A 9,710-nucleotide genomic window follows, 5' to 3' on the forward strand; every position below is an offset into this window, starting at 1 on the left:
GGTGCGGGCGTTATTATCACCGAATTGCGATCGGACGGTCAAGTTAAGGTGGATATGGGAGTTCCCCGGCTGCTGGCTGCGGAAATTCCGACAACTTTGGCCGCACCGGATGCCAAAGTGATAGATGTGCCGATCGAGGTAGCGGGTAAATCTTGGTCTGTTACCTGTGTCAGCATGGGTAATCCTCACTGCATTACCTTTGTAGACGATGTTTCGGCTGTTGCTTTGGAAACTGTCGGGCCTGTGTTCGAGCACCACCCAGCCTTCCCGCAGCGTACAAACACAGAATTTATTCAAGTAATACGATCGGACTACGTAAAAATGCGGGTGTGGGAAAGAGGCGCAGGTGTTACTCTAGCTTGTGGGACTGGTGCTTGTGCTGCTGTGGTAGCTGGAGTGTTGGTCGCTAAGTGCGATCGAACAACTGCGGTTGAACTCCCCGGTGGCGTTTTGGAAATTGAATGGGCAGAAGTTTCTGGGCGGATTTACATGACCGGGCCGGCACAGCGAGTATTTACTGGTTGTATTAGTCAGTAGTCATTAGTCATTGGTCATTAGTCATCAGTCTTCAGTCAGAAGGAGTTTTTTGTGGAATTGACAAGCAAGGAAAATTCTTGAATTCAAAATTTTTCTTTAATTCTTTAATTATGAAGTAATGCTGAATGACTAATGCCCTGCGCCTTCATTAGTCATTGGCTGAAGACAGATGACCAATGACTAATGACTAATGACTAATGACTAATGACTACTGACTAAAATCTAAAATCTAAAATTTACTAGGTGAATGTGCATGGCTGGAGGTATTTATCTGATTCAGGATGACGACAGGCTGGTAGAAATGATGGAACAGCCCTACGACTCGGAAGACCAGTTACAAGATTTGCTAGTAACTTATCCGAATTTGATCGCGGGAGACCAAATCGATCGGGCTACGGCGCGCAGGTGGCTGTTAATTTCGCGGGAAGCAGCAGTGCCTAACGATGAGGAAACAGCCGTCCAGTGGTCGCTGGATCATTTGTTTCTCGACCAAAATGCAGTTCCTACTTTGGTGGATGTCAGGCGAACTCCTAATGCCGAACTGCGGCAACAAGTTTTGGGTCAGTCGATCGACTATGCTGCTAATGCGGTAGTTCACTGGCCAGTCGATTCAATTATTGCTATGTTTGAAGCTAATTGTCGCGATCGGGGCCGCGATCCAGAACAGATTTTTGAACAGTTTCTCGGTGCAGATGCTAATGAAGACAGATTTTGGCAAAAGGTTAAAACTAACTTGCAAGCAGGTAAAATTCGCTTAGTGTTTGTCGCTGACGAGATTTCCGCTGAAATGCGTCGAGTTGTGGAATTTCTCAACGAACAAATGGACCCGGTTGAAGTTTTTGCCCTGGAAATTAAGCAGTATGTAAGTGAAGACGGTTTGAAAACCTTGGTTCCCAGAGTGATCGGTCAGACAGCCGAAGCACAGCAGAAAAAATCCAGCGCAACACGCGAAAGAAGGCGCTGGGATGAATCGTCATTTTTTGCGGAAATCAAGGCTAGAGGAGGCGCAGAAGAAGCGCAAATCGCCAAAGCAATTTATGCTTGGGTGAAAAGTCAAGCACCGTTCGTAGACATTCAATGGGGTACGGGGGATACCTACGGAGGCTTTGCCGCCAACTTGCATCAAAAAGGTAATAAAACCTATCAGTTGTTTACTGTTAATATTGCTGGAAAAATGGAAATTTCCGCTCATAATTACGGTTCGCAGCCGCCGTTTAACGAGGAAAAGAAGTGGCTGGAATTAAGGAACAAATTAAGTTCGATCGGTCTGTCTTTACCTACGGAACCTGGGGAAAGAAGGTCTCCGAGTTTGGCTTTGTTTACTTTGCAGGATGAATCTGCCCTCAATCAAGTTGTCGAAACTTTTGACTGGATTACTAATGAAATTAAAAAAGCGTAGTTATTAGGAATTAGCCGAGGGCGCGGGGCATTTCAATTGTATGTTAAAAAGCGAAAACTTAATAACTTAAACACCTCCTACAGTGCTCTCTCCCGTAAGTTGCTTTCCTCAAAGGAGGCAGAGCCTCCGCACCTGCATTACCAGGCAGAGCCTGGTAACGATGAATGAATTGCTTGAGTTATTAAATTTTTATTCCTAAAAAGCGATCGAACAATGAGTGAGGTGTCCCGCCCTGAATATACAAGCCCTGAATATACAATTTAAATACGCGATAGCTTAGGTAATGGGTAATATATCCCGAATCGATCGCCAATTACCAATTACCTTTTTGCCCATTATCCCGCAGCCAAACATACATTTTTCCCCAAATATCCGAAAGAGCAGGTTATGAGGATAGGTTGAATTTAATAAATTAGTAAATTGCGTCAAGATTGTACTTTAAATTCAATGCCCAATTCCCCATGCCCTATGCTCCATTCCCAATAACTAATATCGAATGTTTGCTTGTTTCAAGCGGCGCAAAGCTTCTCCCAGCCGATCGCAATCTGCTATCAAACTAACTCTAACATATCCTTCGCCGCCAGGGCCAAAGGCATTACCGGGAGTCAGAACCACACCAGTTTGCTGCAAAACATTCAAAGCAAAATCCGTAGAACTCATGCCGCGAGTACAGGGAACCCACAGATACATTGCAGCCAGAGGTTTAGGAATATTCCACCCTAATTCTGCCAATCCTGCAACCATAAAATCGCGGCGAGTGCGGTAGCGTTCCTGTACTTCGTGCAAGTAACTGTCGGGCAATTGCAGCGCTGTTTCTGCTGCTGTTTGCAAGGCGGAAAATATACCGTAATCTAGGTTAGTTTTTAAAGTCCGCAAACCTTGAATAATCTTGCTATTTCCTACTACAAAACCGACGCGCCAGCCGGCCATATTGTAAGTTTTGGACATGGTGTGAAATTCAACACCGATTTCTTTACCGCCAGGAATTTCTAATAAACTTGTCGGTTGATAGCCGTCAAAGGCTAATTCCGCATAGCACAAATCGTGAACCAGCAAGATTTGATGTTTGTGCGCGAAAGCAACAATATCTTTATAAAATTCGCGGGGTGCTGTTGCTCCCGTCGGATTGCTGGGATAATTAAAGTAGAGTATTTTGGCTTGTTCGGCTACGCTGTCGGGAATGTCGCCTAAGTCAATTACCCAGTCGTTTTCTGGCTTGAGGGTGATGTTGTGAACTTTTGCACCGGCAATAATCGGGCCTCGAAATAATACTGGATAAGCCGGACTCGGTACTAAGATTAAATCGCCGGGATTGATATAGGCGATCGCAAAATGTGCTAAACCTTCTTTGGAACCCAACAAAGGCAATGCTTCGCTTTCTGGATCGAGTTCAACATTGTAGCGACGGCTGTACCATTTAGTAATAGTACGGCGGAAATTAGCAGTTCCTTCAAAGGGTGGATAGCCGTGATTTGCAGGATTTTGGATGGCTGCGACAGCGGCTTCTACTACTGGTTGAGGAGTGGCACCGTCGGGGTTTCCCATTCCTAAGTCTATTAAATCGAGGCCTTGTTCGCGGGCGCGGGCTTTGAGTTCGTCGAGACGGGCGAATACATAGGGAGGCAGTTTTTGCAACCTGTCAGCAGGGCTAATCCAATCCAAAGTCATTTGTTTTTTGTGAGTTTTTAGTTTCTAGTCTTTCGCAGTAAGGATTTCACTCCTTGGTTCGCAGCCTTTAGAGGACTTTATATCAAATCCTCTCTTCATCGGAATGATTCAGATATATATTCTCGGACTCTGTGTACTCTGTGTTCTCTGCGGTTAAATCATTCCGATGCAACCGGAAACGATATTAGTCAGGGCTAATCCAATCCAAAGTCATTTGTTTTTTGTGAGTTTTTAGTTTCTAGTCTTTCGCAGTAAGGATTTCAGTCCTTGGTTCGCAGTAAGGACTGAAATCCTGCCAACACAGCCTTTAGAGGACTAAAGTCCTTACTACAAACCTTACTACAAAATGTTTTAATTCTTAACTCTTGATTCTCCCACAGGTGCGGTGGTAGAAACCATTGCTGCCATTAATTGTTCGGGAACAACTTTAAACGGCAGTCTGTGGATGTCGGAATTGGGTTGGCACGCTATGTCGGCGGCGCGCTGCAATTGTGTGAGGCTAACGTCTCCGAGTCCTAGATTGTCTAAAGTTTGGGGCAATCCAATCTCAGCGTAAAATTTTAGCAATTGCTGTCTGGCGGTGGCAGCGAGTTGATTGTTTTGCAGCATTTCTTCTAACCGCAGTTGTACCAAAATTCCGTAGGCAACTTTTTCGCCGTGCAAAGTTCCGTGACTTGCTAATAGATGAGTTAGGCCGTTGTGGACGGCGTGGGCGGCGACGGTGCGACATTGGGCTCCGCCGATGCCGCCGATTACTCCTGCTAGCAATACGGCTGCGTCTGTGACTTCTTGCCAGGTTTCGCTACCGGGTTCTTTGAGGGCGGCGGCTGATTTTTGGAACAGGATATCGCGCAGGATTCTAGCTTGTTGGACGGCGGAAATTATCATTGTTTGTTCGGAGTGTCCGCTGCTGACTGATGCTTCGTACCATTTGGCGATCGCATCTCCAATTCCTGCTATTAATGTTCTTTGAGGTGCTGTTTGAATTAAGCCGTAGTCGAGGATTAGCAAATCGGGACATCTGGCTAACGTGACATCGTATTGAAATGCGCCTTGTTCTGAATAAATGTTAGAAAGGGCTGTCCAAGCGGCACAGGTGGCTGCTGATGTCGGTATTGTGACGATCGGGATTTTGCACTGATAGGCGACGAGTTTGGCTGCATCCAAGGCTTTGCCGCCGCCGACACCGATGATGAAATCGGCTTCATGGCTGGCGGCTGCTGCGCGGAGGGTTTCGAGGCTGGTTTCGCTGCAATCGTTGCCGTATTGTGTTTCGGCGGATTGTAACTGCTGCTGTTCGAGGATTGGTTGCAGGTAGGGTTGGGCGGCGGCGAGGGAGTTGCTGCCGCCGACGATGAGGGGGCGGTTTCCGAAACGGGCGATGGCTTCTCCGGCTTGTGCTAGGGCGTTTTGACCGCGCAGTACACAGGCTGGAGCAATTGTCAAGGAATAAATTGCAGTTGCGGTGGTAGTTTTGGTGCTTTGGGTTGGAGTCATCTAACCAGTGGATGAGTGACGGGAATGTTGAGGCTTTGCAAGATTGCTGGATTTTCTAGGATAACTCTAACTCGTGTTGGGCGATCGGGTAAGTTTTGTAAAGTTTTTATTAAGTATTGTCCGGGGTTGGGGCATGGGAGGGGGATTTGAGGGGCGATCGCACTTGAACGCAGAATCATGACTGATAGTTCGATCGGGCGATCGCACTTTCTAATTCTTTTAATGCTTGGAGACTTCCGACTTCCCAAGCGAGGGCGATCGCATTTGGGATGATTTGGGCGATCGCCTGCGCTTGATTCTGTTGTAGTTGATGCAATACATTAGAATAGTCAGTGTCAACCTCGATCGCAAAAGAGAGCGATCGTGCCAACAAAAGACCTTTATCATCAAGTTGTCAAACAGGCTCTAACCCAGGCTGGCTAGACAATTACCCGCGATCCGTATCCGTTGGCTTGGGCCAAGAGAAACCTATCGATCGATCTGGGTGTCGAACAGCTATTAGCTGCGGAGAACAACGATCGCAAGATAGCCGTTGAAGTTAAAAGTTTTATCAGAGAGTCTAGAATTGCAGATTTAGAGCAAGCTTTGGGTCAATACACTCTTTACTATGACATCTTAAAACGGACTGAATCAGAAAGAAAACTGTATATTGCAATTCCAGTAAATGCTTTTACGGAGCTTTTTTAAGGAGAAAGATTTGGTCAGATATTGCTAGATAATAACCGCCTAAATCTTGTTGTCTTTAACCCAAAAACCGAGGAAATAGTACAATGGACAGCTTAAATAATTATCGCCAACTTGTTAAGCAGCTCCTGACTGAATACGCTGAGATTCCCGTTGGTGACAGCGGGATACAAAGCGAAACAATTTTTGATGTAGAAAATGACCGCTATATGTTAATAAATATAGGTTGGTTTAACGAGCAGCGCATCCACCATTGCGTGATTCATATTGATATTATTGACTCTCAGGTGTGGATTCAAGCAAATAATACCGATCGCCTGATTGGTGAGGAGTTAGTTGCAGCGGGAATTCCGGCTAAATCAATTGTTTTGGGGCTTCAACCGCCTGATGTTAGACCTTATACTGCTTAGGTCGTGGCTTCTAGTGAGCAGCAGCGAGAATCCTTGAAAGTATGATGGAGTGGAAGGGATTTGCATTGGAGGGCGAGAATTTATGAGTCGATACAGTAAGGTAAAATGAAAATAATCGCTTAAAGGTTACAACTATGACTTCGGTATCGAGCGGACAATCAGCCATCATTCGCACCGAGCGCGGACTCACGATCGCAGGTACGCGGATTACGCTTTATCAACTGATGGACTACATTTGTGCTGGCTATCCACCCAAGCTAATCCGCAATCAGTTTTACATAACCGACGAACAATTCAACGCAGCGATGTCCTATATTGAAACAAATCGTACTGAAGTAGAATCAGAGTATCAAATAGTTTTGCAACAGGCAGAAGAAATCCGGCAGTATTGGGAAGATCGCAATCGCGATCGACTCGCTCAGATTGCAGGAATGCCGCCAAAGCCCGATCGACAGGCAGCTTGGGCAAAACTTCAGGCAAGAAAAGCCAGACTTGCTGTATCAAGCTGATGATTTTTATAATTGACCATAATATTGAGGGGCAAGCTCTCATGCTTTTTGGCAGCATAACTGCCGGAGGTTGGGTTGATTTACTATCGATTCGCTTCGTGATTTTTGAAGAAGTTCAGTTACCAATTAATAGTAGCGATCGAATTGTTTGGCGATTTGCTCAAGACAACCAGATGATTCTGCTGACAGCAAATCGCAGTATGAAGGGTACAGACTCGTTAGAGCAAGTTATTCGTGAAGAAAGTTCACCAACTTCGCTACCTGTTGTTACTCTCGGAAACATCGAGCGAGTCGCTGAGCGTGACTACCGGGAGCAATGTGTCGATCGCTTGATTGAGATTGTACTTTACATCGAGAATTATATAGGAGTAGGTCGGCTTTTCATTCCTTAACACTGTCGGGTTTAGCGAGCGATTGAGCGATCGCGCTTTTTCTTATTTGTTAAGGGCGATCGCGCTTCAAAAACTGTCAAAGCAGGCGATGGGAGAAGGTTGTAGAAAGGTGAGGGTGATGAGGTGCGATCGCTTTTATGAGTGAAGGGGCGATCGTCACTCCATCTCATATTCTATACAAGTGTGTAAACAAGTTTATGTGACAAGGATTTTAACTACAGAGCAATACCGCAACTTGAAAGCCTATCCAAGAGATGTACTAAGTCGTAACAATCCTTCAGCGGTTGAGTTTCAAATGACCCAACATCGTTCCTGCCCCTAGCTCCTTCCTGCCAATAATTCGCCGTGGGAAGATGTCCATGTGGAGCCTGCATTGAAAAAGTAAGATCGTTATAGGTTTTTAAATTAGAAGTCCTTCTACCAGCACTGTCCTCACTGTCAGGAGTGTACCATCCTATCCGTCTCTCGAAGCTCCCTCTTAATTCCCGTTTTTTCAGACCTTCCTGATAGGAGGTGTTCGAGCTACATATAAACGATATTGTATCCTCTCCTAGTTCCGATATAATTCGCTTTTGTACACTAAATCCAAAGCGACCATTGCTATATTTAAGCCAAAGTCTATCTATAGTACAAAGGTCTTTACAAGGGAAGTACCATAAATTTCTGAAATCTAAACAGTCCTCCCTCGGGTCAGCGTGCGTCCATTCTCCATCCCGGACTTTTTTCTCTGCTGTTAGATATCCTACGGCGAGCATCAGCCGTCCTGTTTCTTTGTTAGCTTCTTTCCATTTGCCCTCTGCTAGTAGGTCACGAAGGTGTGTGTAGTTATAATGAGCAGACACGCTGCTGTCAAGTGATATTACTTCAAGATTTGAATAATCTACTTGATTAGTGTAATTCTGGCTTGATGCTTTACTAGCTTGAGTTCTACTTGATGCCTTGCTAGCTTGATTACTGTTTGATGCTTGTGACAACACGAAGTAAATAACTACAGCCAGCACAATTAAAATAAAAATCCACATTGATAGTTTCCTTGATTAGGTAATCAGGGGAATTGCAACTAAATCCCCTGATTGTTATGTCTACTTGTAAAAATCAATCAAAATTGATTTATCCGCCATAATTACCGCTACCATAGCCTGTTTCTTTTGCTATCTCTAGCATGGTCGATTGATTTGATTTTACTTTTTTTAGTTCCCTTTCTACTTTCTCTCTTTCTTCCTGGTCTGCTATTCCGATTTGCTCTTCAAATTGAGCTATTATTGTCGAGTTGGGAATATCAGAAACCTGTGATGGCGATAAGATTCCCTGAGCCAAAGCTAAAGTAGCCATAATCTTCCGAATTGCCTCGACAAGGTTGTATGGTAAACTCACTTTTGTCAACTCCTCTATTAGGGTAATTTGTAAACATAAACGCGAGCCATCTGCTGGCATTTGAGTATTTTAAGGAGTCAAGTTCAGCTTTGTCAGTGATAAAAAGTGATAAAAACTAAGGACTTTCCCCAAATTCCCCAAAAATCTCTTCTCAGGTAGATGCCCCTAGGGTTAAACTCTTCTAAATCACCCCTCACAACCCAACTTCCTTGGCCTACGACAACACCTGCAAATATCTAGCCGAAAAATTCCCCGCCGCCTTCGTTCATTGGCTACTACCAATAGACGAACCCACCACTGTTCAGGTGCTCAAAACCGAACTAATTCAAGAACCCATCCGAGCCGATTCTCTCGTTTTCCTGCAAACCGATCGCCAAATCCTACATCTAGAATTTGAAACCAGACCCTACTCCGACCCGCCGATCGCCTTCAGGATGCTAGACTACTACGTCAGGCTCAAACGGCAATACTCCTGTGACATCAATCAAGTAGTAATCTTTTTGCAGCAAACAGCATCAGAACAAGTTTTTGTATCCGAGTACACAGACGCGAACACCCGACACGGCTATCGAGTTATCCGCCTGTGGGAACAAGACCCCGCTTTACTGCTGTCCGTCCCCGGCTTACTCCCATTGGCGACACTCTCTCAAACCAACTCGCCGCGAACTTTGTTAGAGCAAATCGCTACTCAGATTGCTACAATAGAAGAACCTACCCAACAAGCGGATTTACTCGCTTGTACCCAAGTGCTCGCAGGTTTGAGATTTGAAAAAGACTTAATCAGACAATTATTTAGGAAAGAAACTATGCGCGGTTCTGTGATTTACCAAGAAATTCGCGAAGATGGCCTCCTTGAAGGAAGACAACTAGGCCTCCTTGAAGGAAGGAAAGATGAGGCGCTGTCGTTGCTCACTCGCCTGTTGATTCGACGGATTGGTCCGATCGCACCTGAAACCCGCGAGCAAATTCAGACTTTATCCGTAGAAGAATTAGAGGATTTAGGAGAGGCGCTGCTGGATTTTTCAGAAGCCTCGGATTTAACCAATTGGTTGAATGAACATCAGCCTTAATTGCTAAGATATAGCCTCTTATATTAATTTAATGGGTCGTTGCACATATCTCGATCCCCCTAAATCCCCCTTAATAAGGGGAGTAGGGGTTGACTTTGAGAAGAATCTTGTCCCCCCCCCTTGTAGGGGCGGTGCCCCGTGCCCGCCCGCCCTCTTTAGGGGGGATCGGG

Annotated in this window: 14 protein-coding genes; 7 read left to right on the plus strand and 7 right to left on the minus strand. The window is 45.3% G+C overall.

Going from position 1 to position 9,710, the window contains the following annotated elements:
- Together dapF and WBA89_RS02330 are read left to right on the plus strand one after the other, a co-directional pair.
- The coding region (dapF, locus tag WBA89_RS02325) for a diaminopimelate epimerase (RefSeq protein WP_424403710.1) at positions 1 to 537 on the plus strand (537 nt) is incomplete at its 5' end.
- Between the two features lie 253 nt (positions 538 to 790).
- Positions 791 to 1,936: a hypothetical protein gene (locus tag WBA89_RS02330; protein ID WP_424403712.1), complete on the plus strand. Its 1,146-nt coding sequence runs from the start codon at positions 791 to 793 to the stop codon at positions 1,934 to 1,936.
- A 486-nt stretch (positions 1,937 to 2,422) separates the two neighbouring features.
- On the opposite strand, the gene WBA89_RS02335 is transcribed toward WBA89_RS02330, so the two are convergent.
- From WBA89_RS02335 to WBA89_RS02350, 4 genes are all read right to left on the minus strand, one after another.
- Positions 2,423 to 3,604, minus strand: coding sequence for an aspartate aminotransferase (locus WBA89_RS02335; RefSeq protein ID WP_424403714.1), 1,182 nt, complete (start codon positions 3,602 to 3,604; stop codon positions 2,423 to 2,425).
- Between the two features lie 351 nt (positions 3,605 to 3,955).
- Complete coding sequence (locus WBA89_RS02340; protein WP_424403716.1) at positions 3,956 to 5,101, minus strand: iron-containing alcohol dehydrogenase family protein; 1,146 nt, start codon at positions 5,099 to 5,101, stop codon at positions 3,956 to 3,958.
- Positions 5,098 to 5,280, minus strand: a complete 183-nt coding sequence (locus WBA89_RS02345; RefSeq protein WP_424403718.1) for a hypothetical protein — start codon at positions 5,278 to 5,280, stop codon at positions 5,098 to 5,100. Before WBA89_RS02345 ends, WBA89_RS02340 begins: the two co-directional genes overlap by 4 nt.
- Positions 5,277 to 5,471 carry a hypothetical protein gene (locus WBA89_RS02350; protein WP_424403720.1) on the minus strand — a complete coding sequence of 65 codons (195 nt, stop codon included), beginning with the start codon at positions 5,469 to 5,471 and terminating at the stop codon, positions 5,277 to 5,279. The genes WBA89_RS02345 and WBA89_RS02350 overlap by 4 nt, the downstream gene beginning before the upstream one ends.
- Before the next feature lie 56 nt (positions 5,472 to 5,527).
- Between WBA89_RS02350 and WBA89_RS02355 the strand changes: the two genes are divergently transcribed.
- The 4 genes from WBA89_RS02355 (at position 5,528) to WBA89_RS02370 (ending at position 7,096) form a co-directional block, all read left to right on the plus strand.
- A complete protein-coding gene (locus WBA89_RS02355; RefSeq protein ID WP_424403736.1) occupies positions 5,528 to 5,788 on the plus strand; it encodes an element excision factor XisH family protein in 261 nt (86 codons plus the stop codon).
- A gap of 83 nt (positions 5,789 to 5,871) precedes the next feature.
- Complete coding sequence (locus WBA89_RS02360) at positions 5,872 to 6,195, plus strand: XisI protein (RefSeq protein WP_424403722.1); 324 nt, start codon at positions 5,872 to 5,874, stop codon at positions 6,193 to 6,195.
- Positions 6,196 to 6,329: 134 nt separating this feature from the next.
- Positions 6,330 to 6,704, plus strand: coding sequence for a DUF433 domain-containing protein (locus WBA89_RS02365; protein ID WP_424403724.1), 375 nt, complete (start codon positions 6,330 to 6,332; stop codon positions 6,702 to 6,704).
- 41 nt (positions 6,705 to 6,745) lie between these two features.
- Entirely contained in the window at positions 6,746 to 7,096 is a 351-nt protein-coding gene (locus WBA89_RS02370; protein WP_424403726.1) for an ACP S-malonyltransferase, read from the plus strand.
- Positions 7,097 to 7,107: 11 nt separating this feature from the next.
- Here WBA89_RS02370 and WBA89_RS02375 read toward each other — a convergent pair whose 3' ends face one another.
- The 3 genes from WBA89_RS02375 to WBA89_RS02385 form a co-directional block, all read right to left on the minus strand.
- Positions 7,108 to 7,266: a hypothetical protein gene (locus WBA89_RS02375; protein WP_424403728.1), complete on the minus strand. Its 159-nt coding sequence runs from the start codon at positions 7,264 to 7,266 to the stop codon at positions 7,108 to 7,110.
- Positions 7,267 to 7,311: 45 nt separating this feature from the next.
- Positions 7,312 to 8,118 carry a GUN4 domain-containing protein gene (locus WBA89_RS02380; protein ID WP_424403730.1) on the minus strand — a complete coding sequence of 269 codons (807 nt, stop codon included), beginning with the start codon at positions 8,116 to 8,118 and terminating at the stop codon, positions 7,312 to 7,314.
- Between the two features lie 88 nt (positions 8,119 to 8,206).
- A complete protein-coding gene (locus WBA89_RS02385) occupies positions 8,207 to 8,530 on the minus strand; it encodes a hypothetical protein (RefSeq protein ID WP_424403732.1) in 324 nt (107 codons plus the stop codon).
- 149 nt (positions 8,531 to 8,679) lie between these two features.
- On the opposite strand from WBA89_RS02385, the gene WBA89_RS02390 reads away from it, so the two are divergent.
- Complete coding sequence (locus tag WBA89_RS02390; RefSeq protein WP_424403734.1) at positions 8,680 to 9,540, plus strand: Rpn family recombination-promoting nuclease/putative transposase; 861 nt, start codon at positions 8,680 to 8,682, stop codon at positions 9,538 to 9,540.
- Positions 9,541 to 9,710 lie beyond the last annotated feature (170 nt).

This window comes from Microcoleus sp. (assembly GCF_049646505.1).
Taxonomy (GTDB): Bacteria; Cyanobacteriota; Cyanobacteriia; order Cyanobacteriales; family Microcoleaceae; genus Microcoleus.

Excerpts from the sequence above, each read along its gene's own strand:
- WBA89_RS02335 (WP_424403714.1), bottom strand. The coding sequence starts at position 3,604 with ATGACTTTGGATTGGATTAGCCCTGCTGACAGGTTGCAAAAACTGCCT.
- WBA89_RS02360 (WP_424403722.1), top strand. The coding sequence starts at position 5,872 with ATGGACAGCTTAAATAATTATCGCCAACTTGTTAAGCAGCTCCTGACT.
- WBA89_RS02385 (WP_424403732.1), bottom strand. The coding sequence starts at position 8,530 with ATGCCAGCAGATGGCTCGCGTTTATGTTTACAAATTACCCTAATAGAG.
- WBA89_RS02375 (WP_424403728.1), bottom strand. The coding sequence starts at position 7,266 with ATGAGATGGAGTGACGATCGCCCCTTCACTCATAAAAGCGATCGCACC.
- WBA89_RS02370 (WP_424403726.1), top strand. The coding sequence starts at position 6,746 with ATGCTTTTTGGCAGCATAACTGCCGGAGGTTGGGTTGATTTACTATCG.
- WBA89_RS02380 (WP_424403730.1), bottom strand. The coding sequence starts at position 8,118 with ATGTGGATTTTTATTTTAATTGTGCTGGCTGTAGTTATTTACTTCGTG.
- WBA89_RS02365 (WP_424403724.1), top strand. The coding sequence starts at position 6,330 with ATGACTTCGGTATCGAGCGGACAATCAGCCATCATTCGCACCGAGCGC.
- WBA89_RS02345 (WP_424403718.1), bottom strand. The coding sequence starts at position 5,280 with ATGATTCTGCGTTCAAGTGCGATCGCCCCTCAAATCCCCCTCCCATGC.
- WBA89_RS02340 (WP_424403716.1), bottom strand. The coding sequence starts at position 5,101 with ATGACTCCAACCCAAAGCACCAAAACTACCACCGCAACTGCAATTTAT.
- WBA89_RS02330 (WP_424403712.1), top strand. The coding sequence starts at position 791 with ATGGCTGGAGGTATTTATCTGATTCAGGATGACGACAGGCTGGTAGAA.